At 59.6% G+C, this 26,539-nt stretch carries 22 protein-coding genes and 1 pseudogene; 17 read left to right on the forward strand and 6 right to left on the reverse strand.

From position 1 onward, the window contains the following. Nucleotides 1-115: 115 nt before the first annotated feature. Entirely contained in the window at nucleotides 116-670 is a 555-nt protein-coding gene (locus tag ACR0LX_RS12750; protein WP_480784039.1) for a TetR/AcrR family transcriptional regulator, read from the reverse strand. A gap of 280 nt (nucleotides 671-950) precedes the next feature. On the opposite strand from ACR0LX_RS12750, the gene ACR0LX_RS12755 reads away from it, so the two are divergent. The 15 genes from ACR0LX_RS12755 (at nucleotide 951) to ACR0LX_RS12825 (ending at nucleotide 15,071) form a co-directional block, all read left to right on the forward strand. After that, complete coding sequence (locus ACR0LX_RS12755; protein ID WP_480784040.1) at nucleotides 951-1,547, forward strand: pyridoxamine 5'-phosphate oxidase family protein; 597 nt, start codon at nucleotides 951-953, stop codon at nucleotides 1,545-1,547. A 59-nt stretch (nucleotides 1,548-1,606) separates the two neighbouring features. Beyond that, nucleotides 1,607-2,569 (forward strand): alpha/beta fold hydrolase, encoded by a 963-nt coding sequence (locus ACR0LX_RS12760; RefSeq protein WP_480784041.1) that lies wholly within the window; start codon nucleotides 1,607-1,609, stop codon nucleotides 2,567-2,569. 56 nt (nucleotides 2,570-2,625) lie between these two features. Next, a complete protein-coding gene (locus ACR0LX_RS12765; RefSeq protein ID WP_480784042.1) occupies nucleotides 2,626-3,477 on the forward strand; it encodes a PhzF family phenazine biosynthesis protein in 852 nt (283 codons plus the stop codon). 49 nt (nucleotides 3,478-3,526) lie between these two features. Beyond that, entirely contained in the window at nucleotides 3,527-4,531 is a 1,005-nt protein-coding gene (locus tag ACR0LX_RS12770; protein WP_480784043.1) for an AraC family transcriptional regulator ligand-binding domain-containing protein, read from the forward strand. 175 nt (nucleotides 4,532-4,706) lie between these two features. Further along, the gene (locus ACR0LX_RS12775; RefSeq protein WP_480784044.1) at nucleotides 4,707-4,967 is read left to right on the forward strand and encodes a hypothetical protein; all 261 of its coding nucleotides are present in this window, start codon (nucleotides 4,707-4,709) and stop codon (nucleotides 4,965-4,967) included. A 63-nt stretch (nucleotides 4,968-5,030) separates the two neighbouring features. Beyond that, complete coding sequence (locus tag ACR0LX_RS12780; RefSeq protein ID WP_480784045.1) at nucleotides 5,031-5,495, forward strand: nuclear transport factor 2 family protein; 465 nt, start codon at nucleotides 5,031-5,033, stop codon at nucleotides 5,493-5,495. 179 nt (nucleotides 5,496-5,674) lie between these two features. Then, nucleotides 5,675-6,538 carry a cysteine hydrolase family protein gene (locus tag ACR0LX_RS12785; RefSeq protein ID WP_480784046.1) on the forward strand — a complete coding sequence of 288 codons (864 nt, stop codon included), beginning with the start codon at nucleotides 5,675-5,677 and terminating at the stop codon, nucleotides 6,536-6,538. Nucleotides 6,539-6,577: 39 nt separating this feature from the next. After that, nucleotides 6,578-7,081, forward strand: a complete 504-nt coding sequence (locus ACR0LX_RS12790) for a YHS domain-containing (seleno)protein (RefSeq protein ID WP_480784047.1) — start codon at nucleotides 6,578-6,580, stop codon at nucleotides 7,079-7,081. A 74-nt stretch (nucleotides 7,082-7,155) separates the two neighbouring features. After that, nucleotides 7,156-7,725, forward strand: a complete 570-nt coding sequence (locus ACR0LX_RS12795) for a carboxymuconolactone decarboxylase family protein (RefSeq protein WP_480784048.1) — start codon at nucleotides 7,156-7,158, stop codon at nucleotides 7,723-7,725. Between the two features lie 322 nt (nucleotides 7,726-8,047). After that, entirely contained in the window at nucleotides 8,048-10,147 is a 2,100-nt protein-coding gene (locus tag ACR0LX_RS12800) for a hydantoinase/oxoprolinase family protein (RefSeq protein WP_480784049.1), read from the forward strand. Then, complete coding sequence (locus ACR0LX_RS12805; protein ID WP_480784050.1) at nucleotides 10,144-11,793, forward strand: hydantoinase B/oxoprolinase family protein; 1,650 nt, start codon at nucleotides 10,144-10,146, stop codon at nucleotides 11,791-11,793. Before ACR0LX_RS12800 ends, ACR0LX_RS12805 begins: the two co-directional genes overlap by 4 nt. Further along, nucleotides 11,790-12,869 (forward strand): pyridoxal phosphate-dependent aminotransferase, encoded by a 1,080-nt coding sequence (locus ACR0LX_RS12810; protein WP_480784051.1) that lies wholly within the window; start codon nucleotides 11,790-11,792, stop codon nucleotides 12,867-12,869. The genes ACR0LX_RS12805 and ACR0LX_RS12810 overlap by 4 nt, the downstream gene beginning before the upstream one ends. Continuing rightward, nucleotides 12,869-13,645 carry a maleate cis-trans isomerase family protein gene (locus ACR0LX_RS12815; RefSeq protein ID WP_480784052.1) on the forward strand — a complete coding sequence of 259 codons (777 nt, stop codon included), beginning with the start codon at nucleotides 12,869-12,871 and terminating at the stop codon, nucleotides 13,643-13,645. The genes ACR0LX_RS12810 and ACR0LX_RS12815 overlap by 1 nt, the downstream gene beginning before the upstream one ends. Nucleotides 13,646-14,430: 785 nt before the next feature. Then, on the forward strand, nucleotides 14,431-14,598 hold the full coding sequence (hemP, locus tag ACR0LX_RS12820) for a hemin uptake protein HemP (protein ID WP_480578743.1): 168 nt from the start codon (nucleotides 14,431-14,433) through the stop codon (nucleotides 14,596-14,598). Further along, a complete protein-coding gene (locus ACR0LX_RS12825) occupies nucleotides 14,595-15,071 on the forward strand; it encodes a hypothetical protein (protein WP_480784053.1) in 477 nt (158 codons plus the stop codon). The genes hemP and ACR0LX_RS12825 overlap by 4 nt, the downstream gene beginning before the upstream one ends. A 60-nt stretch (nucleotides 15,072-15,131) precedes the next feature. On the opposite strand, the gene ACR0LX_RS12830 is transcribed toward ACR0LX_RS12825, so the two are convergent. The 5 genes and pseudogenes from ACR0LX_RS12830 to ACR0LX_RS12850 form a co-directional block, all read right to left on the reverse strand. Continuing rightward, on the reverse strand, nucleotides 15,132-18,197 hold the full coding sequence (locus ACR0LX_RS12830) for an aminotransferase class III-fold pyridoxal phosphate-dependent enzyme (protein ID WP_480784054.1): 3,066 nt from the start codon (nucleotides 18,195-18,197) through the stop codon (nucleotides 15,132-15,134). Between the two features lie 3 nt (nucleotides 18,198-18,200). After that, nucleotides 18,201-19,091, reverse strand: a pseudogene (locus tag ACR0LX_RS12835) (NAD(P)-dependent oxidoreductase); the annotation flags it as partial. Nucleotides 19,092-19,172: 81 nt separating this feature from the next. Next, nucleotides 19,173-19,562 carry a Cu(I)-responsive transcriptional regulator gene (gene cueR, locus ACR0LX_RS12840; protein WP_480784055.1) on the reverse strand — a complete coding sequence of 130 codons (390 nt, stop codon included), beginning with the start codon at nucleotides 19,560-19,562 and terminating at the stop codon, nucleotides 19,173-19,175. Continuing rightward, a complete protein-coding gene (locus ACR0LX_RS12845; protein ID WP_480784056.1) occupies nucleotides 19,559-22,039 on the reverse strand; it encodes a heavy metal translocating P-type ATPase in 2,481 nt (826 codons plus the stop codon). The genes cueR and ACR0LX_RS12845 overlap by 4 nt, the downstream gene beginning before the upstream one ends. A gap of 187 nt (nucleotides 22,040-22,226) precedes the next feature. Then, on the reverse strand, nucleotides 22,227-23,114 hold the full coding sequence (locus tag ACR0LX_RS12850) for a LysR family transcriptional regulator (RefSeq protein ID WP_480784057.1): 888 nt from the start codon (nucleotides 23,112-23,114) through the stop codon (nucleotides 22,227-22,229). 183 nt (nucleotides 23,115-23,297) lie between these two features. Here ACR0LX_RS12850 and ACR0LX_RS12855 point away from each other — a divergent pair, with 183 nt between their 5' ends. Continuing rightward, a complete protein-coding gene (locus tag ACR0LX_RS12855) occupies nucleotides 23,298-25,490 on the forward strand; it encodes a dehydrogenase E1 component subunit alpha/beta (protein WP_480784058.1) in 2,193 nt (730 codons plus the stop codon). After that, nucleotides 25,487-26,521, forward strand: coding sequence for an ACP S-malonyltransferase (locus ACR0LX_RS12860; RefSeq protein WP_480784059.1), 1,035 nt, complete (start codon nucleotides 25,487-25,489; stop codon nucleotides 26,519-26,521). Before ACR0LX_RS12855 ends, ACR0LX_RS12860 begins: the two co-directional genes overlap by 4 nt. The last annotated feature ends 18 nt before the right edge of the window (nucleotides 26,522-26,539 follow it).

The following is a 26,539-nucleotide window of genomic DNA, read 5'->3' on the forward strand; positions in this document are numbered from 1 at the left end:
TTCGCGTCTAAGCTGAGGCGAAATCAGCACTCAAACATTTCTACGAATTCTCAACAAAAGCGCATGCGACTTACGGCACCAAATTGGGCTAAGCCGTTCTGTCGCGCACAACCAATCAGCCGGCCAACAAGATTTCCGCGACAACCTTTGCTTCGCGCGCGGCAGTTTCCGAATGTGACATCGCGGCAATGACGATGGCCCCTTCCTTTAGCAGCAGGAGTTGCCGGGCCACCAATTTCGGGTTCTCGACTCCAGCCCTTTTGGCCAAATCTGTGAAATGGTCCAACAAAATGCGTTTGTGTGCATAGGCCTGTACATTGATTGCATTCTCTGGGTCCTGAAATTCCGCGCTTGCTTTGATGAACATGCAGCCCTTGAAGCCGTCCTCGAGAAACCATTCCTCGAGCGCGTCGAACATGGCCAGCAGCTGGCCTTGCGGGGTGTCCGACAACTCTTCCATCCGTCTGAACAACCAATTCCGGAAATTTTCGTCCCGCAGGCGGAGCACTGCAAGGATCAATTCGTCCTTGGTGCGAAAGTGTTTGTAGATCGATGTTTTCGACACCCCGGTTTCTCGTGCCACAAGGTCCATACCGGTCGCATGAAAGCCGTTTCGGTAAAACAGAAGAAGCGCTTTTCGAATCAGCTCGGCGCGTTTGTTTTGGCTCATATTCACATCCCACATTTACTGATCGGTAAATAAGTTCGAGCGTCAAATCTGTCAAGAAAATAACTAAAATATATATGGTTACCTCGGATCAACTCGGCGTGAGTAGGAAATGTGATGGAGGTCATCAAAAATTTTTGCTTGATTGGATTAACCGATCGGTACACCTTGGATACACATTAACCGATCTGTTTACCTTGGGGCTGTTGGACACCCAAACCCATCTCTCCCGGCCTGAACAGGATCGAAACACCCCGGTCATCGCGACCCTCGGAGAACCAACATGGCCTATGCCTTTGCCAAGATCGCCTTCACGCCCACTGTTCGGGACCAGCAGGACAGAAACGGGTCAGGCGCTTATGCCAACTTCCTGTCTGACGCGCGGTCAGGCGGTGACATCCTGTCGGACCACGAGCGCGCCTTTATCGAGGAATGTGACGGGTTCTATCAGGCGACCGTTTCGGAAACAGGCTGGCCCTATGTTCAGTTTCGCGGCGGCCCCCCCGGTTTTTTGCAGGCCGATGGCGAGAATGCGATCACCTATGCCGATCTAAGGGGCAACCGGCAGTATATCAGCCTGGGCAATTTGGCGGCGGACAACCGTATCGCACTGATCATCATGAATTACGCCCGCGCCGAGCGTTTGAAAATCTGGGGCCGGGTCGAAGTCGAGGAGCGTCCGACAGAGCCCACCGAAGGTTGGCCCGACCAGGCCGAGCGTCGCATCCGAATAGCGGTCGAAGCCTTTGACTGGAATTGTCCGCGACATATCCCCAGACGCCTGACCGAAAAGGAATTCGGCGACGAATTGACCCTGCTACGCGCTGAGAACGAACGCCTGCGCGCCAAGCTCAAAGAGATTCAGGCGCGCTTCGGCTGAGCCGCCTGCACTTTGCCGCGACCTGCGGCACCTCAAAATATCAACAAAGGAGTTATACAATGAAACGGAATTTCCTCAGCAGCACTCTGGCGACAGTTCTGGTTGGAACCGCTCTGTTGACGGGCGTGGTAACACCCGCCTCTGAGGCAGCGGAAAGCCCTTTTTCGGTTTCGATGAAAAAGATGGAAATCGACGGGGTGGACATCGCTTACCGCGAAGCGGGCAACCCCGACAATCCGACGGTTCTATTGCTTCACGGTTTTCCGACCTCGTCCCATATGTTCCGCGACCTGATCCCGGACCTGGCGGTGGATTATCACGTGATCGCCCCCGATTACCCGGGATTTGGCGCGTCCGATATGCCGGATGCAGCGCACTATGACTACAGTTTTGCAAACGCGGCCGAGATCGTGACGCAGCTGATAGACGCCAAGGGGGTCGATGACTATGCGGTCTATCTGATGGATTATGGCGCGCCGGTCGGTTACCGCATGTTTGCCGATCACCCCGAACGTGTCTCAGGATTCATCATCCAGAACGGCAATGCCTACGAAGAGGGGCTGCGCGATTTCTGGGACCCGATCAAGGCTTATTGGGCCGATCCATCGCGTGAAAATGGTGACGCCTTGCGAGGTTTCCTGACCATGGATGCGACCGTCTGGCAGTTCACCCATGGTGTCGGAGACGTTTCGACCGTCAGCCCAGACAATTTCTGGCACGTTCAATATCTGCTGGATCGCCCCGGCAATCAGGAGGTGCAACTTGAGATGTTCCTCGACTATGGCACCAACGTGGACGAATACGCCAAATGGCAGGCCCTGTTCCGCCAGCATCAGCCGCCAACGCTGATCGTCTGGGGTAAGAACGACCACATATTCCCGGCAGAAGGCGCACACCCCTATCTGAAAGACCTCGATGACGTGGAGTTCCACCTGCTGGATACCGGTCACTTTGCGCTTGAGGAATATGGCGAACTCATATCCGCCGAAATCCGCGACTTTCTTCCGCGCACCCAAAAGTAAACGACGACCTGCCCGGTTCCGTCCGGGCAGGTCCGGATCCCACAAGGAATAGCACGATGACCATGATGGATAAGATTGACGTACGCAGGATCGCCGCCTTTTCCGAAGGCGGTGCCGGCGGCAACCCGGCGGGTGTCGTTGTCGGCAACCGCTTGCCCGGCGAGGCTGAGATGCAAGCCATAGCGGGAGAAGTCGGATACTCAGAAACCGTGTTTGCCGCCCCCGAGGAAGATCACTGGCGGGTCCGTTATTTTGCCCCGGATTGCGAGGTTGATTTTTGCGGTCACGCCACGATCGCGCTCGGGGCCGTTTTGACGGAACGCAATGGGCCGGGCACCTACCCACTGCGGATCAATGCGGGCGATATCAGCGTCGCGGGACGTTTGGACGAAGCTGGTCAGTTTCAGATCGAACTGACGTCGCCGCCGACCCGCAGTGATCCCGTTGATAGTACTTTGTTCGAAAAGGCTCTGGCGCTCTTTGGGCTTGTGGCCAGCGACCTCGACCCCGGTATACCGGCTGCGATTGCAAATGCGGGCAATGATCATCTTGTGCTGGCGCTGCGTGACCGCGCGCAGCTGGCGGACATGAATTACGATCTGGACGAGGGTCGGCGCGTGATGGAACAGTACGGGCTGACCACCATAAACCTGATCTGGGCTGAAGGTCCGCGACGGTTCCATTCCCGAAACGCTTTCGCGGTCGGGGGCGTGGCCGAGGACCCGGCCACCGGCGCGGCCGCGGCAGCACTTGCCGGATATCTGCGCGATCTTGGCTGGCCCCATGGCGGCGGTATCGTGATCACGCAAGGTGCCGACATGGGTATGCCTTCCAAGCTGAATGTCGTCATTCCGGACCAACCCCGAGCTCCGGTTCAGGTGTCTGGTGCAACTCGCGCAATCGAATAGGGCCAGCTGAAAGGCAACGCGCAAATGACTTGAAAAGGGGGGAACCGATATGGCGTCTGTTGCAGCCATCTTTGCATCCACTTTGACCCGAGCGGCCGGGCTTAGCCTGACCGCTGGTGGGGAGGTCCAGCAAAACGGGAAAACACTTTTTCACCTGAAATGCCGCACCACGCAAACGGTTCCCGACAGCGCTTATTTCGAGTTGATCGAATGGCTACGGCAATTCAGACAGAATGATCCCCAACTGGTCTTCAGTTATGCACGTGAAATAAGTAGCAACGATCTTGGCGCCCTGGGGCTTGCGGCAAAGTCGGCCCCAACCCTTAGGGACAGCCTGCTGCGGCTCGCGCGGTATTTCCGCCTGCTGACCGATACAGCCGTGTACAGCCTCAGGGAAGAAAGCGAACCCGCGTTATTTGTGCTCGAGGCGCGCACGCCGGATCACCCGGCGCTTCAACTCCGTGATGAATGTGCACTGGCTGCTGTTGCCGAAAACATCAAAGGCTTTGTCAGCGACGAGATTGCTTTGGATCACATTCAGTTCCGGCACGCCTGTCGCGGAGATCCAACGCCGTTCGAGACCTTCTTTGGGTGCGAGGTCCGCTTCAGAGCCAGGCACAACGCCATCGCATTCGCACCAGACATTCTGAACTGGCGAAACAAACTGGGCGATCAAGGCATTTCCGACTTCATCACCCAACACCTTGATGCAGAAATCCGGAAACTGCCCGAACCGTGCTCGCTGAGGGACGAGGTGCTGGAACACCTGGCCTCGCGGCTTAGCGACGGAGCACCGCAGGCTGCTGACGTAGCAACCCATATGGGTATGAGCGAGCGAACCTTCTATCGCCGTCTCGCAGATGAAAACCTGTCCTACCGAGAGGTGCTGCGGGACGCGCAACTGTCGCTTGCGCAAGACTTGTTGAGCGACAGTAATTGCTCGATCGCAGAAGTGGCATTTCTGACCGGTTTTTCCGAACAAAGCACGTTCAGCAGGGCGTTCAAACGCTGGGTCGGCGCGGCGCCTGCGCAATACCGGCAGACGTCACCTTAACGTACCAGACGCAGCCGGGGATTGGCAGGTACTGCCAAAACCTTGGCGGAACCGGCCAATACCACAGGACCCCGTTTGCCTAGATTGGATTCATCAGCCCCAAGGGTCGCCCAAGCGTTAAGGTCAGAACCGTTTCTGACGACACGACGGTCGCCCTTAGACCGGAGAAGCAGGAATGAGACACCCAGAGCAGACTGCACGCATGGACGGGCAACCCCGGCCAAAAGTGGTTTCTCCTCCCGGCCACAGCGAACCCAGCCGATCTGGGTCCATTCCTGCCTATCCCCGGTTTCTTGCCCCCGCAGTCGGCAATTGGCGCAGAGCCATTCCCAAGGAAAGAACGCTTGCTCTGGTGCTGACTTGCGCGGTCTGGGGCACCATCGCATCCGTGGCCGAGGCCGTCCGGCTTGCCGCAAAAATCAGCGGTGCGTTCTGAACCCGAACGAATTCAATCATCCATCATCCCCGATTTCCCGCTTCCAATCTGAAGGACACTGAAATGACCCGACCACCTTTGCCGCCATTCACCCGTGAAACCGCAATAGAAAAGGTTCGCATGGCCGAGAACGGCTGGAACTCCAAGAACCCAGAAAAAGTTGCTCTGGCCTATACCGTCGACAGCGTTTGGCGAAATCGGGCGACCTTCCTCTCCGGGCGGTCCGCCATTGTGGACTTCTTGACCGCCAAGTGGGTGCGCGAACTGGACTATCGGCTGATCAAGGAACTTTGGGCCTATACCGACAATCGCATTGCGGTGCGGTTCGCCTATGAATGGCGTAATGACAGCGACCAGTGGTTCCGGTCCTATGGCAATGAAAACTGGGAATTCGCCGAGGACGGGCTGATGAGGTGGCGCATCGCATCGATCAACGACCTGCCCATCGACGAGGCACAACGTCTGTTCCACTGGACAGGTGCGACACGACCCCTGGATCACAAGGGCCTGACTGAATTGGGTCTTTAAGCAATCTAAAGACCTGACACGGCCGACGCTCCTTTCGTCGTTGGCCCAGCGATCAGCGCAGATATTCAACACCGGCAACGCAGTCTCACTTACTGCGAACAGAGAAGCTTTGTCCGCCTGACCGCGATCTCTCTGCAGCGCCACAGCGCTCTGCTCAACCCCAACCAAGGAGAACAAAGATGAAATCCGATCATGAACCTGGCCAGAACACTGAGGACGCACACATGGCTGAAAAGGTGAATCTTGACAGGCGCCGTGTCCTGACCAGCGCCGCAGGCGCAGCGGCGGCCAGCGCAGTTGCAATCGTCGGTCAAAGCGCCGCAGCGGCCACTGAAGCGGCGCGCGCGCAATATGCCGATCCGAAAAATCCAGGCCTGCCTGACATGGACATGTCGATTGATCCAAAACGTACCGCTCTGGTGGTCGTTGACCCGCAGGTTGATTTTCTCGATCCCAACGGCGTTGCCTGGGGTGTTGTTGGCGAGAGCGTCTCTGAGCAAGGCGTGGTGGACAATCTCGAACGTCTGTTCATCGCGGCGAAATCGGTGGACATGCCGGTGGTTGTCTCGCCGCACTACTACTATCCGCAGGACCATAAGTGGAAGTTCGAGGGCACGCTCGAACGGGTCATGCATAACATCAATATGTTCGACCGGACCGATCCGCTGAATCTGGAAGGCTTTGAAGGTTCGGGCGCCGACTGGATGCCGCAATACAAGAAATACATCGAAGACGGAAAAACCATCGTCTGCTCGCCGCACAAAGTCTATGGCCCCGAGCAGAACGATCTGGTGCTGCAACTTCGGAAGATCAGCATCGACAAAGTGATCCTTGCGGGAATGTCCGCCAACCTCTGTGTCGAAAGCCACATGCGCGAACTGCTGGAAACCGGGTTCGAGGTCGCGGTGGTGCGCGATGCCACGGCGGGTGCGAAGGTTCCCGAAGGCGACGGATATCTCGCCGCGCTGATCAACTTTCGCATGATCGCGAACGCCGTCTGGTGGACCGACGAAGCCGTTCGGCGGATCACCACCGGAGCGTGACGCCCGACCTCAATCAACTCAATCCCTGGAGAAACGATCATGAATACTTCTAAAACTGCCCGTCATTGGGCCACCGCATATGCTTTGTCCTCTGCCGTCACGCTGTCGATCGTGACCTGCGCCATGGCTGCAGACGAATACAATGTCACCAACAGCCTGACCTTGGCAGGCCAGCCGCTGGGGCTGCACGGAGTTGACCCTGTGTCGATGTTGCAAAGCGAAAACCCCGCGCAGGGCAACGCGGAATTCACCTCGCGGCATGAAGGTGTGGACTACTATTTTGCCTCCGCCGCCACGCAAGCCGAATTTGATACCGACCCGGCGGCATATCTGCCGCAGTTCGGCGGATTCTGCGCGTTTGGTGTCTTTGTCGGCAAGAAGCTCGACGGTGACGTTCGTTATGCCGATGTCGTCGATGGCAAACTCTACCTCTTCGTGAACAAGGCGATCTTCGAAAAGTACCTCGAAGACAAAATAGCGGTGATCGACGGCGCCCATGCCAAATGGCCGGGGATCAAGAGCATCCCAGTCAGCGATCTTTGAGTTCGCTGCTTTCAACGCGGCTGCGCTTGCCAATGAAAGCGCAGCCGCGACACCAGACATTCAAGGAACCTCCGATGATCACCTTTGAAACACACACAATCGAAACCGCACCCAACGCTGCCAAACCGATCTTGCAATCTGCGCTCAAGGGGTACGGTTTCGTCCCGAACCTATATGCGGCGATGGCCGAAGCCCCAACAATTCTGGAAGGGTACATGAGCCTTTCGGCGATCTTCGGAAAGTCGGATCTTTCCGAGACCGAACGGCAGATCATCCTGATGACCAACAATCGGCTGAACGGATGCGAGTATTGCATGGCGGCCCATTCCACGCTTTCTCAGATGGCCGGTGTAAGTGCTGACATCATTGAGGCACTACGCAGCAACAAACCAATCGCGGACGCCAAGCTTGAGGCATTGCGTCAATTCGCTATCGCTGTCAACGAAAGCCGGGGTTGGCCTAGCGACGCGCAGATGGAGGCTTTCATAGCGGCAGGCTATACGCGGCAAACCGTGTTGGAGGTGATCGTGGGCACTGCGCTCAAGGTTCTGTCGAACTACACCAATCACGTTGCCGAAACAGACCTCGATGACGCGTTCAAGGAAAACGCTTGGGATCTCGCAAACTCAGGTGCCGCAGAATAACCGGTTCAGCAGGATTGGACGGCCACAGGGTGTCAAACTGCCCCACGGCTGGTTCCCTAACTGATCGGCCAACAGCTGGATGGAGCACGTATGGGTGGCACCTACGCCTGTCCCCATACACGAATCTGTTGACGCGCGCGCTTGGTCTCGTGCAATGCTTGCCGCAGTAAGGCAAAGGAAACGGATCATGGCGATCGTTCTTTCCAATCCGATGATGCGCCGTTCGACTGGTGCGGATCTCGTCGCTTAAGCGGGGATTGCTGTCCCCCGTCTGACGATCGGCCTGCGGGTCGCCTTACCACTTCAATCAACAGTTTTGTCCATGCAGAAAGAACTTGGATTGCGTATGGCAATCGATATCGGTGGCACGTTTACCGACACGGTGCTTGTCGAAGGCGCGTCGCAGATTTTGGCAACAAACAAGACAGCCACGACCCCCAATCAACCGGCATTGGGCGCGCTGGAGGGGGCCCGGCGCGTGCTGGCTCAGGCTGGGCGCCAATGGGGGCAGGTCGACGGCATGATCCACGGAACGACACTGGCAACCAATGCGCTGATCGAACGCCGCGGCGCGCGCGTCGCATCGATCACGACCGAGGGTTTTCGCGACATTCTGGAAATCGCATACGAGCGGCGCTATGCCCAATACGCGATCAATCTGATCAAACCGGACCTGCTGGTGCCGCGCACGCATGCACTGACAATCGGCGGGCGCATGGATGTGCAGGGGCACGAGCGTATGCCGCTGGACGTAGCTGCGGTTGCAGGGCTGGTTGCGGATATCGAAAGGCTGGGTTGCGATGCTGTTGCGATCTGCCTGATGCATGCCTATGCAAACCCGGCACACGAGTTGCGATTGCGCGATCTGCTATTGCAGCGTCTGCCCGGGCTGGTCATCTCGCTCAGCCATGAGGTCAGCCCTGAAGCGCGCGAGTTTGACCGGCTCTGCACCACCATCGCAAACGCTTATATTCAGCCATTGATGGCCACTTACCTTTCGGATTTCCAATCGCGTTTTGCGGCCGAGGGGCTGGCATGCCCCATACTGATGATGACCGCAGGTGGCGGGATGACGACGGTGCAGACTGCTGCAAAGCTGCCGGTGCGTCTGGTCGAGTCCGGCCCGGCGGGCGGCGCTATCTTAGCCGCCCGTATCGCGCGCGAAGCAGGTGCAACCGAGGTGCTGTCCTTCGATATGGGCGGCACGACCGCCAAGCTGTGCCTCATCGACGATTACCGCCCGCAGACAGCGCGCAAATTCGAAATCTCGCGCGCCGAGCGGTTTATCAAAGGCTCGGGCATGCCGGTGCGTATTCCGGTGATCGAAATGATCGAAATCGGCTCGGGCGGTGGATCCATCGCATCCGTTGATCGCCTTGGCCGGATCCGTGTCGGCCCCCATAGCGCGGGTGCCGATCCCGGCCCGGCAGGGTTCGCCAAGGGCGGAACCGAACCCACAGTGACCGATGCGGACATCGCACAAGGCCTGATTGACCCCTCCCGGTTCGCCGAGGGCAGGTTGCAGATTGATCGGGATGCCTCAGAGAAGGCGCTGAAAGAACACATCGGCCAGAAACTCGCGCTTGAGGCCAGTCAGGCGGCGTTTGCAATCAGCGAAATCGTGGATGAGAACATGGCCAGCGCAGGCCGCATGCATGCCGTTGAATCGGGCAAAGACCTGCGCGCGCGCCTGATGATTGCGTTTGGCGGCAATGGCCCGCTGCACGCTACGCGCGTCGCCCGGCGCTGTCAGGTGGGGCGCATTCTGATCCCGCGCGATCCCGGTGTCGGTTCCGCCGTGGGTTTCCTTTTCGCCCCGGTGTCGTTCGAGGTCATCCGATCCCGCTATGCCACTTTGGAAACGCTGGACGTCGATGGGTTGAACGCGTTTTTCTGCAATATGACAGAAGAGGCTGAAACCGTCGTTCGCGCTGGCGCGCCAGACGGGCCGTTTCAATCACGCCGCGTGGCGTTCATGCGCTATCACGGTCAAGGTCATGAGATCGAGGTTGAGCTGCCGGACGGGGGGTTGACGACGCAGGACATTCCCAAACTGCGCCGCGATTTCGAAGTCGAATACAGGCGGCAATTCAACCGCACGGTGCCGGGCATGACCATCGAGATTCTGAACTGGGGGCTGACGGTTTCGGCACCCGTTCTGGCACCGCCGACAAAGGTGAAACAGGTCGATGGCTACCCCCGCGCGGCGAAAGAAACCCGTGACATCCTGTGCGACATTACAGGCGAGTGGCGCAAAGCGGGCCTGTTCGAACGGTCGGCACTACGCGCCGGCGATCTTGTCGAAGGCCCGGCGCTGATCGTCGAGCCGCAAACGACGACTTATGTCAGCGCGGATTTTGTCGCGCAGACGGATGAGGCCGGTAACATTTGGCTGACAAACCCGCAGGAGGTTGACGCATGACGATCCCAAACACGCGTTTACAGGTTATGTGGAACCGTTTGTTGGCCGTGGTCGAGGAACAGGGGCAAGCCCTTGTCCGCGCCGCCTTCAGCCCGATTGTGCGGGAATGCGGCGATATCTCGGCGGGGATCTTCGACGTTCAGGGTCGGATGATCGCGCAGGCCGTTACCGGCACGCCGGGACACATCAACACCATGGCTGAGGCGGTCAAGACGCTGCGCGGTCATTTCCCGATGCAACAGATGAAGCCCGGTGACATCTATATGACGAACGATCCCTGGATCGCCTCGGGCCATCTGAACGATTTTCTGCTGATGATGCCGGTGTTCTACGACGGCAAGGTCGTCGGATTCACGTCCTGTACCTCTCATCTGGTTGATCTGGGCGGTCTCGGCATGGGTCCCGAAGGCGCGGATATTTATGACGAGGGCCTGCTGATCCCGCCCTGCAAGCTGGTGGATCAGGGTGAGGTCAATGCTCTGCTGCTGGACATCGTCAAGGCCAACTCTCGTGAGCCGATTGCGAATGAGGGCGACATCTATGCGTTGATCGCCTGTTGCGAGAGCGGTGCCGCGCGGCTGTCGCAGATGATGGCCGAGTTCGGATTGCAGGACCTGATCGACCTGTCGGATTACATCATCGAAACCTCTCGCAAGGGCACGTTGGAAGCCATCGCCGAACTGCCCAAGGGTACCTGGCGACATGTGCTGACAGTTGATGGATATGGGGCCGAGATCGACCTGCATGCCGCCCTGACGATTGCGCCAGACCATCTGCTGCTGGATTTTGCGGGAACTGCGGGATGTGCCAACAAGGGGATCAACGTTCCACTGAACTATGCCGCTGCCTATTCGGTGTTTGCGCTGCGCTGCATCATCGGCGCGGACATACCCAACAACGCGGGGTCTTTGGACCCGTTTCGCGTGACCGGCCCGAAGGGATGTATTCTCAACGCGCAACCGCCCGCTCCGGTGGCCATGCGGCATACGCTCGGGCAGATGACACCGGATCTTGTCTATGGTTGCCTATCGCAGGCTTTGCCCGATCTGGTTCCGGCCGAGGGCGCCTCGTGCATGTACGATCTGCCCCTGCGCCACGTCCCCGAGGCGATTGATCGCGGTGAAGAACCATTCGCACTGGAACTGGTGTTCAACGGCGGCACCGGCGCGCGTCCGACGCTGGATGGCCTTTCGGCGACCGCCTTCCCCAGCGGGGTCTGGGGCAGCCAAGTCGAGACCACCGAAGCCACCGCGCCCGTGCTGTTTCATCGCCGAGAACTCAGGACAGATTCCGGCGGCGCAGGCCAGCATCGCGGCGGGCTGGGGCAACGGATCGAGGTCAGCGCGGCTGCGGATCGGGATTTCATGGTTTTCCTGTCGGTCGAACGCATTCAGAACCCGGCCAAGGGGCGGTTTGGCGGTCAGGACGGGGCACCCGGGCGCATTCGGATTGGCGAAGACGGTCCGGACCTGCCGGGCAAAGGGGAACTGCGGGTCAAGGCTGGCGAGATGCTGGTGTTTGAAACCCCCGGCGGTGGCGGCTACGGGCCACCGCCCGAGCGATGCCCCGATGCCTTGGCGCGGGATGTCGAGGCTGGTCTGGTCAGCGCCGATGCCGCCAGCGCCAGATACGGAGGCGAGAAATGACTTTGCCCATGCCCCATGTCGCGCAGATGGCTCCGTATTCGATGGTCAAACTGGACGAGTCGGAAAATGGACGGTTGATCTCGCTGTCCCAGAACGAAAGCCTGCGCCCGCCAAGCCCCTCGGCCGTTGCTGCGGCGACAACCGCTTTGGCGAACGGCATGCTGTACCCCGACCCGGACTGGACCCCTTTGCGCGAAGTGTTAGCCCAACATCTCGGGCTAAAGGCCGAAGGTATTCTGTGCGGCAACGGCTCGCTTGATTTGATCGGTTGCATCGCGCGGGTCTATTCGGGGCCGCTTCGCTCGGTCCTCGCACCGGTGCATGCCTATCCGTTCTTCCGATCGGCAGCGCAAATGTCGGGTGCGCGTTTTGACACCGCGCCCGAGATCGACCTTACGGTCAGCGTTGAGGCTCTGTTGGACACGGTAAGGGCCGATACCGGCATCGTCTTTGTCGCCAATCCCGGCAACCCGACCGGTACCCGTATCTCTGGCCCGGAATTGCGAAAACTGCGCGCTGGGCTGCGCCCGGATATCCTGTTGGTGATTGATGAAGCCTATGGCGAATTTGCCGATCACCTGAACGAGGCCAGTTTCGACATGGTGCAAGAGGGCAATTCCATTGTCCTGCGTACCTTTTCCAAGGCCTATGGAATGGCCGGATTTCGCGTTGGCTGGGGTCTGTTCCCACAGCCCATCGCTGTTGAACTGCGAAAGGTTATGAACCCGAACAACATCAGCGCGCCAGCGCAGGCCGCAGCTGTGGCCGCCGTATTGGATCACGATTATATGCGCGAAACCTGTCAGCTCACTGCCACTTTGCGTGGTCAAGCGACTGCATCATTGAAGGATGCAGGATTCAGCGTGGCAGCAAGTTTTACAAATTTCCTTTTGATCGACATGGGCGACCCGCAGTCTGCGCGACAGGCGGATTTGGTGCTGCAGGCAAAAGGCGTGTTTCTGCGCCCACAGGGCGGTGCGGGGCTGCCGCAGATGTTGCGGATGACCATCGGGTCGGAACCTGACAACAATCTTGCAATCTCAACACTGATCCAATGGAAGAAGGAGCACCCCTGATGACCGGTTCAAGAGGCCGCGCACGTTTGGGTATTCTGGTGCCGTTTACCAACACCAATCTTGAGCCCGACATGATGATGATGCGCCCCAAGGGCGTGTCGCTGCATTTCGCGCGCATGGGCGGGTATGACGCCGACGAGATACCTGACGAGGCGCAGATGCACGGCTTGGGGGCCGCTGATCTGGAGGACCCGCTTGAGTTGCTTATGGGTGTTCGACCGGACGTGGTTATGTACGGCTGTACCTCTGCCACGCTGACCCACGGTCCGGAGTTCGACCGTGCATTGGCGGCCCGGATCAAGGCAAAAAGCGGGGCCGAGACCGTTACGGCGGCTGGAGCACTTACCAACGCGCTTAGGGTTTTGGGTGTGTGTCGGATCGGTTTTGCCTCACCCTACGTGCCCGCGATCAACGACAGCGCGATAGGTTTTCTGGGCGCGATGGGATTCGAAACCGTCAAGCGTTCCGAAATGGCCGAAACGCTCGATAACGAAGGGCAGGGCGCTTTGCCACCCGAACGCGTGTACGATCTCGGCCTGGGCGCAGATCACCCCGACGCCGAGGCTGTGGTTCTGTCCTGTACGGACATGCGCAGCGCCGAGATCCTGGCTCAACTTGAGAGGGATCTGGGAAAACCTGTGATCAGTTCGAATCAGGCGATGGTGTTCCAGGTCTTGCAGGTTTTGAACATTTCCGAGCCTATCCAGGGGTTTGGCCAAATGTTGGCCCACCCGCAGGGGTACTCTGCACCGGGTCAAACCGATCAGGTTGTGTGAGCGATTCGATGGACGAAAATCGAACGGCTCCTGTGCTTCGAAGCTGCCGTGAAAACCCAATAAAAATTGGAAGATTCAGAAAAAAGTGGGGGGACTACGGGAATCCCCCAATTTCGCGCCGCAGCGGGATGCGTTAACTTTTTATTAATCGCGGGCCAGACCGGCCTTACCACTTTCACTAAAATTCCCCCGATGAGGGGCTGGCTCTAACCCCCTTGGCCGGCCCCTCACCCCTTTTTGGGGGTCCATTTTTCGTCCGCGATCTGCCGAACCGGCGTAGAGAAATCCGCGTTATCGTTATAGGCAACGTCATGTGGTATTGCCGTGGTCGAGGACTTACGACTGCCCTGTGTTACCCACGTTACGTCGGTCGATTGGCTGGCGGGCAGGCCACCATATACGATGACCCGATATACCGGTTTGGGACGCCCGTTGCTCGCGATTCGCGAACTGTTGCCTGAGTCGGCGGATCAATCCTCTGATCTGCCAACATCCAATTCTCAGCAGCGGCCAGATTGGCGCGGCCGCCAACCAGCGAGCCTCTCAGAGCGACCAAAACCACAGCAAACGTGAACGCCCCTGCCTGTGCTGATTGCGTCGAATGCGCCTGAATCAGGTGGCGAAATCGTGCAGGGTGAGACCCGGCATTCGCGATGAAAAACCGGCGCTTGACATACCTTACTATTTTTATCAGAATATCAAACAAGAACAGAAAGCCAGCCCGGTTCCAGGGTCAGCCAGATCAGGAAAACAAATGGACCGCCCAAGTTCTGGAGATGTGACCCATGAATGCGCAGACCCCCAACCCAACCCAAAGCTATGCTGTTTCGATGCTGCCGGCCCACAAGGCCGAGGACCTGACGAAAGGCGGCAATCTGGCTCATATCGAGCTGGGTGATCAGCTCTACACGCTGCGCATCACTCGCGCAGGAAAACTGATCCTGACAAAATGAGCGCTAATTCCGTGCGTGGCGGTGCCGCAGTCGGACGCTTGGCCGACCTCACCCCGATCGAGGCTGGCGCGGTCATGTACATGCGCCTGTGGGGCGATGGGCCGCGCGGCCGCGCAGACGCCGCCAGTGATTTTGACATCGCGCTGGGCGCCGATCAGGGCAAGGCCGTCATGCTGACGCTGGATCGCTTGTGTTCCTTATGCGCCCATCACGGCCGCAGGCCGCTGGTCCGGCACGGGTTGGGGTGCAGTTGTCTGGGTGCAGACGAGAATTGCTTTGCCTTGATGATCGCAGCTGCAGCGGATGGCGATCGCGAAGACGCCATGATGATGGCATCGCTGATTGTCCGGCCCGACTATGCCCCTGCATTGGCGTCCTTGTCAGAAGAGCTTGGCATCGCCCTGCGCCGAATGACCACGCATACCCCCGTGCCGAAGACCGGGCATCACGCATCCTCTGTTGTGCTGCACTGATCGGCCCAGCAAAACCCCGGCACCCTCGCCGGGGTTTTGTTGTATCCGCTGCCGCGCGCTCTAGCAGCAACCGCAGCCGGAATGGTGATGATCGTGACCGTATTCGGGGGCGGGTTGATAGTCGCCAACCTCGGACAAAACCTCCCTCAGCGCCCAAAGGATCATGTCGACATCTTCGGCCTCGATGGTCAGCGGCGGGCGGATTTTCAGGATATTGTCTCTGGGCCCCTCGCTGCCGATCAGAATGCGGTGGTCGCGCATCCGGTTTTTGACATAACTGCAAATCTCAGTGCCTTCGGACCCATCCGAATTGATCAATTCGACTCCCAGAAACAGACCGATTCCGCGCACGTCCCCGACACAGGCAAAGTCCGCTTCGATCTGGCGCAGGCCGGACATCAGGCGCGCGCCCATGTCGCGGGCATTGTCCTGTAACCCCTCGTCATCGACGATGTCCAGAACCTCTTTGCCGACGCGGCAGGACAGGGTCGAGCCGCCGAAGGTCGAAAAGAACTCGATCCCGTTGTCAAAGCTCTGCGCGATGTCCTTGGTGGTGACCAGAACGCCCAAGGGGTGGCCGTTGCCGATGGGTTTGCCCATCACAACGATATCCGGCAGTGCGCCCTGATGTTCGAAGCCAAAGTAGTACTCGCCCAACCGTCCAAGGCCCGTTTGCACTTCGTCTGCGATGCAGACACCGCCCGCAGCGCGAATTTTTTCGTAAACCGCAGACAGATAGCCCTTGGGCGGGATGATCTGACCACCGACTGAGGGGAAGGTCTCGGCGATGAAACCAGCCACGCCGTGCCCTTTGTCCTGCAACGCCGCAATCGCCGGATCGACCAGATCGGCATATTTCTGGGCGCGGTCTGCGTCGTCGCGCTTGTATGCGCCGCGATAGTCATCTGCGACATCGACCAGCTCGACCCAATCCGCCTGACCAACGCCGCCGGGTTTGTTGAACTTGTAGGCCGAGATTGCCACCGCCGCGTTGGTGTTGCCGTGATAGCCGTGATCAGGTGTGACGATCCCCTTGGCGCCAGTATGGGCGCGGGCCAACCGCAGCGCCAACTCATTCGCTTCGGTGCCCGAGTTGACGAAAAAACAGACCTCAAAGTGATCCGGCAGTTTAGACAGAATTTTGTCGGCAAAGGCAGTCTGGGCAGGGTGCAGATAGCGCGTGTTCGAATTCATCCGCTTTAGCTGATCTGCGGCCACAGCCTGAATGCGTGGGTGGGCGTGACCCACATGAGGGACGTTGTTGTAGGCGTCCAGATAGGGACGGCCCCATTCATCGAACAGGTGATGTTTCCACCCGCGGACCAGCATGACCGGGTCGTCATAGGTCAGCGACAGGTTGCCACCGAAATGCTGGCGGCGACCGCCAAGGATCGCCTGTTTGTCGGTCGGGCGATAGAACACTTTCTCGTCTGGCAGGTTCAGCAGGGCGGCCGGGTTCGGGCAGAGGGCGTTCCAGATTTCCATGTCGTCCGGGTCGCCGACGCCGGGCCAGTCGGCCTGCATGCCGTCCGTGGTCAGAGCCAGCTGGAAATGCACATGCGGGGCCCAGCCACCGTTCTGAGTGGCATCACCCAGCCGCGCAAATGCCGCGCCCTGAGCGACCGGATCGCCTGGCTTCAGCCTTTCACAGACTTCGGGATCAAGATGCCCATACAGAGTATAGAACGGATCGCCCTCGGGCGTTTCGTGGTGCAGGATCACCACGCCCCCGTAATCGAGATGGGCGGTCCGGTTTTCGACCGCCTCGACGCGCCCGCTCATCGGCGCATGCAGGACTGTCCCGGCGGGGGCGAACACATCAACCGCCAGATGGACGGTGCGCCGATCCGACGCTTTCCACGGGCCTTTGCGGAACCCCGGCTCGGCATAGATCAGCCGGGGTTCGTTGTAATAACCCAGCCAGATACCCTGACCGAATTCCTCGCCGACGCGGGCGGCCTCGGCCAATGGCATGTGGAACGGGTTTTGCGGCCAGGTGGAATTTTCGACGGAAAGCGACCCCATTGGCGCATCGGAGAGATCTGTGTCGAACATCGGCGCGAACTGTCCGCGATGTTCGGCCAGATAGGCGTGAATTCGTTCGGCCCCGTTAACAACCGGCAAGCCACAGGCCGCGCGCAGCCGGGCGGGCATCAGGCCGCCATTCACATCGCTCCGCGTCAGGAATCGCCAGGCAGGGGCCTGGCTGATCGTGACATAGGGATCGTCGGGGTTTTCGATCGCCATCAGGGTCGAGTTGACGACGGAAACCGCAAGACGCATACGCAGCAAGGGCCAGATCAGATCGACTTCTTCCGGGCGCAGCCGGTTTGCGGCGTGATAGCCCCGAACCAGAGCGGCCAGCGCGCGTTCCGGCTTGGGATGGTCCAGAACCACATAGGCGCCTGCAATCGCCAGATCGCAGACACGAGGCGCAGCGCACATGTCGCCCAGATCAATCAGCCCCGAGACGGTGCGGCGCTCGGACAATTCACCCTCGACCAGAATGTTGTAGTCGTTGGCGTCATTGTGGATTGCCTGTTTCGACAATGTCGCAAGTTGGCCCGATACGGCGTCGAATTGCTGTACGATCTCGGCCAGAACCGCGCGCCTTTCCGGATCCGTGATGGCGTGCAATTGGTCGGCGACCCATCCGGCTTGGGTCAGGTCCCATTTGAAACCCTTCCGGGTCAGACCGGGATGCGAAAACTGTTCCAGCGCACGATCTGTTGCACCCAGAACGCGGCCCAGTTTCAGGATCAAATCCTCGGATTTCGGCGCGGTCTCGGCATAGCAGCGACCCGGCAAACGTTCGAGCAGCCAGGCCAAGCGCGGCTGACCGCTTTCGTCTGCGATCTCGGGCAGTTCTGCACCATCCAGCGCAGCGATGACTTTGGGAAACGGCAGGCCCGGCGCGGTTCTGGCGATGTGATCGAGTGCCTTGATCTGCAACTCGACAAGTGCCGCTTTGCACCCCGGGCGCATGACCTTTAGGACATAGTCCTGCCCATTTGTCGCCTGCACCAGAAAGTTCAGGTCATATTCGCCGTCCAGCCGGGATAGGTGGGCTTCAAAACCCCAATGAGTGCGCAGGGCGGTTGTCCAGTGTTCCGTCATGCTGGTCATGTGTCAGTCCAATGCCCGAAGCCGCTTGATCAGCGACGATGTATCCCAACGCCCACCGCCGAGTTTCTGAACGTCCTTGTAAAACTGATCGACCAGAGCCGTCACGGGCAGCGACGCGCCCGTCTCATTGGCGGTATCCAGACAGATGCCAAGATCCTTGCGCATCCAGTCCACGGCGAAGCCGTGATCGAAATGATCGTCCAGCATGGTTTCATAGCGATTGGCCATCTGCCAGCTACCTGCCGCGCCCTGGCTGATCACCTCGACGACCGCGCGTCCGTCCAACCCGGCTTTTTCCGCGAAGTGCAACGCCTCGCTCAGCCCCTGAACCAGACCGGCGATGGCAATCTGGTTGCACATTTTGGTCATCTGACCGGCGCCGCAATAACCGATGCGTCGGCAGATTTTGGCATAGACCTGCATGATCGGTTCCGCCGCATCGTAAGTTGCCTGATCGCCGCCGCACATGATCGACAAGGCTGCGTTTTCGGCTCCCGCTTGACCGCCCGAGATCGGGGCGTCGACAAAGGCGATCCCTTTGGCTGCGGCGGCTGCGTTCAACTCGCGTGTCACTTTGGCTGAGACGGTCGTGTGATCTACAAAGATTGACCCTTCGGACATCCCTTGAAACGCACCGTCGTCATCGGTGCATACCATGCGCAGATCATCGTCATTTCCAACGCAGGACATGACAAAGTCGGCACCCTCTGCCGCTTCCTTTGGGGTTGCAGCCGCAGCGCCGCCGTGTTGCGCGACCCACTTGTCTGCTTTGGCGGATGTTCGGTTATAGACCGTAACGTCGTGACCCGCTGCCTGAAGATGCCCGGCCATGGGAGACCCCATGACCCCAAGACCCAAAAACGCGATTTTTGCCATCGTTTGATCCCTTTGGTTAACCGGCGCTGGGTCCGAGACCTGCCGCGCGGCGTGTTTGGACCTGACAAAGCAAAGGACGGGCCAAAGGGCAACCCCGCGTCAGGGTTTGCCACCCAAGTCCTTCAGGATCGGACAATCCGGGCGACCGTCCCCGGCGCAGGCCTCGATCAGATGGCTCAGCGTGCCGCGCATCGCGTTCAGGTCGGCGATTTTGGCCTCGATCTGGGTCAGGTGTTGTCTGGCAATGCGTTTCACGTCGGCGCTGGCGCGGCTTTCATCTTCGTAGAGCGCCAGAAGGGCGCGGCAATCTTCGATAGTGAAGCCCAACGCACGGGCGCGTCCCAGAAAGGTCAGCTTGTGAACGTCCTGATCGCGGAACCGGCGATAGCCGTTGTCATCGCGCAGCGGCTTGATCAGGCCGATATCTTCATAATAGCGGATCGTTTTTGCGGGCAGACCGGTACTGCGGGCGACATCTCCGATATTCATGGCGCGACCTCGCGTGTGGTTGTTTCAACTTCATGGTCCCGAGACGACGCATGAACCCGACGCAAGCGCAGCGCGTTCGTGACGACAAAGACGCTGGACAAGGCCATGGCCCCCGCAGCCAGTGCCGGAGACAACAGATAGCCGCCAAAGGGGTACAGAACCCCTGCGGCAACCGGGATCAGCAGGATGTTGTAGCCAAAAGCCCAGCCAAGGTTCTGGCGGATGTTCCGCATTGTGCGGTGGCTGATATCCACGGCCCGGGCAACGCCGGTCAGGTCGCCCGACATCAGCACGACATCCGCCGTTTCAATCGCGACGTCCGTCCCGGTGCCAATCGCGATGCCGATATCTGCTGCCGCCAGCGCGGGCGCGTCATTGATGCCGTCACCCACAAACGCGACGGTGCCGCAGCGGTTTTGCAGCTCGGCGATGGCCGCCTGTTTGCCGTCGGGCAGAACCTCGGCGGTCACCAGATCGATAGTCAGCTGCTCCGCCAATGCAGCGGCTGTTTTCGCATTGTCGCCTGTGATCATCGCAAGCGTCACACCCTCTGCGCGAAGCAGGTCCAAAGAGGCCAGTGTATCAGGCTTGATCGGGTCCGATACTGCCAGCGCAGCGGCGGCCCGATTGTCGATCGCCACAAAGAGGGGGGTCGCGCCAGCTTGTGCGTGGCGCTCGGCCGCGTCGGCAAGGCCGGATAGCGCGATGCCGTGTTCAGCCATAAATCGAGCAGAGCCGACAAGAATGGATTGCCCGTCAACCTCGGCGCTGACACCCTGACCAGTGTGGGACCTGAACTTGGCCACATTCGGAAGGTCCGTAGGCCCGGCACGGGTGATTGCACTGGCAATCGGGTGTTCCGACTGCGCCTCGACCGCAGCGGCCAGACGCAGAACCTGGGCGCGGTCAAAGCCGCTTGCAAGGGTCACGTCGGTGAGTTCAGGCCGTCCCTGTGTCAGCGTCCCGGTCTTGTCCAAAGCCACGACCTGCGCCTGTTGCAAACGTTGCAGCGCATCGCCTTTTCGGAACAGCACGCCAAGTTCCGCCGCGCGCCCCGTTCCGACCATGATCGAGGTTGGCGTCGCAAGGCCCATCGCGCAGGGGCAGGCAATGATCAGCACCGAAACACCCGCAACCAGTGCCAGAGGCAGCGCGGGCGCGGGGCCAAAGATCAACCATGCAAGTACCGTCAGCACCGCGATGGCAATCACGACCGGTACGAAGTAGTGCGTTACCCGGTCGACCAGCCCCTGAATGGGCAGTTTCGCGCCCTGTGCTTGCTCGACCATCCGAATGACTTGCGCCAGTACCGTGTCGGCACTCACGCGTGTGGCACGGATGCGCAATGCTCCGGTCCCGTTCACGGTTCCGCCGACGACTTGATCGCCCGAGGATTTGCCGATCGGGATCGGCTCGCCCGTGATCATGCTTTCGTCAACATAGGATATGCCGTCCAGAACCGCGCCATCCACGGGGATGCGCTCACCGGGGCGGATCGCGACCTCGTCATCGACAACGACGCTGGCCAGCGCCACGTCCTGCCAAGATCCATTCCGCAGAACTCGCGCAGTACTGGGCTGAAGACCGACCAGTTTGCGAATGGCGGCGCCAGTTCGGCCTTTGGCGCGCGCCTCCAGCAGCCGCCCCAACAGGATCAGAACTATGATGACCGCCACAGCCTCAAAATAAACATTTGCCGTTCCCTGAGGCAGCAGCCCCGGGGCAAAGGTGGCGGTGATCGAAAAGACGTAAGCGGCACTGGTTCCCAGCGCCACCAGCGCGTTCATATCCGGCGCACCGCGCAGCAGCGATGGCACCCCCTTGGCATAGAAAACCCGACCCGGACCGATCATCAGTAAGCTGGTCAGCGCAAACTGAATCAAATGACTGGTCTGAGTACCGATCGTGGCTTGAACCCAGTGATGAAAGGCCGGGATCAGATGTCCGCCCATCTCAAGTATAAACACAGGTAGAGCCAAAGCAGCAGCAATGACAGTTGCCCGCTTGAGTGACTGGAGCTCGTCGGCCTTTGTTGTGACAAGCGCTGCCGTGGCGGTCGTTTCAGCCAGATGGGCGGGATAGCCAATCGCGGTCACGATTTGCGCCAACCCTGCGGGGTCAGCAGCGCCTTGGGCATAGGTGACATTCGCCTGCCCTGTGGCCAGGTTCACGCTTGCGTCCAGAACGCCGGGGCTGTCCTGTAGGGCTTTTTCGATGCGCCCGACACATGAGGCGCAGTTCATGCCGTCGATCGTCAAGCTGATCTGCTGTTCGGCAACCGGGTAACCCGCTTTTGCAAGAGCTTCGGCGATGTCGTTGAACGTCCCGTCATAGCTGACTTGCGCCGTCTCGGTCGCCAGATTGACCGAGGCATCACTGACCCCAGGTGCATGTTTAAGCGCGGATTCAACCCGGGAAACGCATGAGGCACAGCTCATTCCATCGATCTTGAATTGAGTTTGGTTTGGATGGGTCATCCGAGTCGTCCCGACAATGTTCTCAGGTCTCATTTGGGGGTTCCAGTGACGGGAAGGTCAAGGGGTTTGGGAGCTTTTTTATGCGCCGAATCGCACCAGTCGGTCCGTTCGGAATATCCGAGTGCTCAGCCCGCCTGCCGTTCGCAGGACGCGAGGCCAAAGGCCGCGCAGTGTTTTGGTGTTCGGATCAGTCGCCCAGTTGTTCGGCCAGCCAATTCTGAAAGGATTTCAGCGGATTTGATGTTGCCCGGGTGTTCGGCCAGACCAGGTAATAGCTGCCAAGACTGATACGTGGGGCATTCCAGGCCTCGACCAGTCGCCCGTTGCGCAGATCGTCTTCGATCAGAAATGCGGGCAGAAGGGCAACGCCCAACCCGTGAATCGTTGCCTGTATCATGGTCGAGAACTGATCGAACAACACGCCCTTTAGGCCCGAGACCGGGTGGCCCTGCGTGTGAAACCACTGCTCCCAGGCATCCGGGCGCGTTTCTATGTGCAGAAGCGGGCTGTTGCGCAGCGCCTCCAGCGTGTCAAAGCCTTTTGGTGCCAGATCCGGGGCGCATACGGGCACAATCTCTTCGCGCATGATTTTCTGGTAACCGACCCCGGTCCAGTCGCGTTGTCCGAAATGTATCGCGGCGTGGAACTGTTCATTTGCGAAATCGAAGCGTCGCAGGCGCGTGCCCAGGTTGACGGTCACTTCGGGGTGACGCCGGGCAAAGTCATTGAGGCGCGGCGCAAGCCAGTGCATGCCGAAGGTAGGCAGGATCGACAGGTTCAGCGACCCGCCTTCCGGGTTCGCCTTGAGCCTGAGCGCAGCCTGCGCCAGATCAGTCAGGGATGCTCTTGCTGTTTGCACATAATCTTTCGCAGCCGGGGTCAGGTGCAGACGCATCTGGCTGCGCTCGATCAACCGGATTCCCAACTGATCCTCGGCGGTTTTCAATTGCCGGCTGATGGCGCTTTGTGTCAGCGACAGCTCTTCCGCCGCAGCGGACGCGCTACCCAGACGGTCGACCGCCTCAAGTGCGAGAAGTGATGAAATCGACGGAAGAAATCGGCGGGGGGCGATCATATGACAAATCCTCATACCTTTCGACCGCAATATCACTGGATTTTGCCGGGTGCCAGCCTCATCACAATCGGGTATCGCGGTTCGAAGCAATGCGGCTGAAATTCGGGAAACCCATGGACAGCCCGACCGAAACCGACAACATTTTCAAAGAAGGCCCCGCCGCCTGCAAGATTGAGGAGTGCCATGGATCGCGCCCGGATCGTACATGACAATTTCCTGGACCGTGTCGCGCGCCGCGACTTTCCGCAAGGCCGCGCGCCTTGCGCGGGTCTGACCAGGACCGAGGCGGTCTCGGTCTTCCGGTCACAGGTGCTGAGCCGCGCGTTGGATCGGACCAGCCGCGACATGCAGAAACAGGGCAAGGGGTTCTATACAATCGGATCGTCCGGCCACGAGGGCATGGCGGCCGTCGCTCATGCGCTTCGCCCCACAGACATCGCCTTTCTGCACTATCGGGACGCCGCCTTTCAGATCGCTCGGGCCGAGCAGGTGCCGGGTCAGCAGATCGCCTGGGACATGTTGCTAAGCTTCGCCTGTTCGCGTGAGGACCCGACATCCGGCGGGCGCCACAAGGTGCTGGGGTCCAAGGCATTGATGATCCCACCGCAAACCTCGACCATCGCAAGTCATTTGCCCAAGGCGGTTGGCGCGGCCTATTCCCTTGGCGCGGCACGTCGTCATGGTCCCGAGCATCGGGAATTGCCCGAAGACGGGATTGCGGTCTGTTCCTTTGGGGACGCCTCGGCCAATCATTCCACTGCGCAGGGGGCCATCAACACCGCTGGTTGGACCAGCGTACAATCGACGCCGCTGCCGTTGCTGTTCATCTGCGAGGACAACGGCATCGGCATTTCGGTCAAAACGCCGTCGGGTTGGATCGAAACCTCGATGGCGCATCGTCCTGGTATCAAGTATTTTCAGGCCAACGGCCTGGACATATTCGAGACGTTTGCGGTTGCAAAAGAGGCAGCCGACTATGTCCGCACCCGCCGCAAACCGGCGTTCCTGCACCTAAAAACCGTCCGCCTCTATGGCCACGCCGGGGCGGACGTGCCGACCACCTATTTGAGCAAGTCCGAGGTTGAGGGCGATGAGGCCAACGATCCGCTGTTGCATTCGGTCCGGTTGCTGGATCAGGCCGGTGCATTGACGCCCGAGGCGGCGTTGGACATCTACACCAATACCTGCGACCGCACCGACCGGATCGCGGCAGAGGCGGCGACGCGTCCTCATCTGGCCAACGCGCAAGAGGTCATGGCAAGCTTGATCCCGCCCAAGCGCAGGTGCAGACCCACCAACGGGCCGACCACCGAGGCCCGCGCCGCTGCATTTGGCGGGGATCTGCGTGCCACGTCCGAGCCGCAACCAATGAGCCGCCTGATCAACTGGGCGCTGACCGATCTGATGCTGGAACATGGCGAAATCGTCTGTATGGGCGAGGATGTAGGCCGCAAGGGGGGCGTCTATGGTGTTACGCAAAAGCTTCAGCAGAGATTTGGCGCCGACCGGGTGATCGATACCTTGCTGGACGAACAATCCATTTTGGGGCTGGCCATCGGCATGGGCCACAACGGGTTTGTGCCAATCCCTGAAATCCAGTTTCTGGCCTATCTGCACAACGCCGAGGATCAGATCCGTGGCGAGGCGGCAACCCTGCCGTTTTTCTCAAACGGGCAGTTCACCAACCCGATGGTCCTGCGGATCGCGGGTCTGGGCTATCAGAAAGGGTTCGGTGGGCATTTCCACAACGACAATTCTCTGGCGGTTCTGCGGGACATTCCCGGCGTGATCATCGCCTGCCCCTCGACAGGCGCTGACGCGGCGAAAATGCTGCGAGAATGCGTACGGCTGGCCCGCGAAGAGCAGCGCGTGGTGGTGTTCCTGGAACCCATTGCGCTGTATCCGATGCGCGACCTGCACGAACCACAGGATGGTGGATGGATGACAACCTATCCCGCGCCGGACCAGAAGGTTGCGATCGGTGAAGTCGGACAACACGGTGACGGCAAGGATCTGGCCATTGTGACCTATGGAAACGGGCATTACCTGTCGCGGCAGGCAATGCCCAAGCTCGAAGCGGCAGGGATCGGTGTGCGGATCATAGATATGCGATGGCTGGCACCGTTGCCGACCGAGGCCTTGCTGCGCGCAACCGAGGGCTGCAAGCGCGTGCTGATCGTCGACGAATGCCGCAGGACCGGCAGCCAATCCGAAGGGCTCATGACGTTCTTCCGCGAACAAAGGGCAAGGACACCAATCGCCCGCGTTGTCGCCGAGGACAGTTTCATTGCGACCGGCCCTGCCTATGCGGCCCCATTGCCGTCGACAGAAGACATTGTCGCGGCAGCACTGAATTTGACGGGGAAGTCCAAATGACCAGAACTGCGGTTGTGATCTGCCCCGGGCGCGGGACCTATAACAAGCCGGAATTGGGCTATCTGCATCGCCATCATGGCAACCGAATGGATATGTTCCGCCAGTTCGATGCCATCCGTACGGGGCTGGGGCAGGATTCGGTGACGGAATTGGACGGGGCAGCGCGATATTCGGTTGCGCGGTATTCACGCGGCGACGTGGCCTCTCCGCTGATCTATGCGGCGTCGTTGGCGGACGCGCAAAATCTGGCACCGGATATCGAGGTTGTCGCGGTCACCGGAAACTCGATGGGATGGTACATTGCACTGGCGGTCGCAGGCGCGTTGAGCCCGGTGAACGGTTTCGATGTGGTCAACACCATGGGCACGCTGATGCAGCAGCATCTGATCGGTGGTCAGCTGGTCTATCCATTCGGCGGTCCAGACTGGACGGACGATCCGGCGCGCAAAGCGGACCTGTTGGACGAGGTGGCGCGGATTGACGCGCTGGCAGGTCATGATCTTGCCCTGTCCATCGATCTGGGTGGTTTGCTGGTTCTGGCAGGAAACGAAGCGGGTCTGACGGCTTTTGAAGCGTCGCAACCTGTGGTGGACGGGCGGTTTCCGATGCGGTTGCCAAACCACGCTGCGTTCCACACGCACTTGCAGGCTACGGTCGCAGGGCAGGGACGTGCGCGTCTGGGTTCGGACATGTTCCATCAACCCGACCGACCTCTCATCGATGGGCGCGGCAAGATCTGGTGGCCGGGGGCAACGGATACGCATGCACTTTGGGATTACACGCTAGGTCATCAGGTAACCGAGCCTTATGACTTTACGCGCGCAGTCCAGACCGCCGCGCGCGAATTTGCGCCTGACTTGTTCATTGTGACCGGACCGGGTGAGACGTTGGGCGGGGCGGTTGCGCAATCTCTGGTCCTGGCCGAGTGGCGCGGAATGACGGATAAGTCCGCATTTCAGGCGTTGCAGAAGGCTCAGCCTCAATTGCTTGCTATGGGCCGCGACGATCAGAGGGCGCTTGCAACCGGCTAAGTTTCTTCCAACATTCCT

The sequence above is a fragment of the Ruegeria sp. CH11 genome (genome assembly GCF_056537105.1).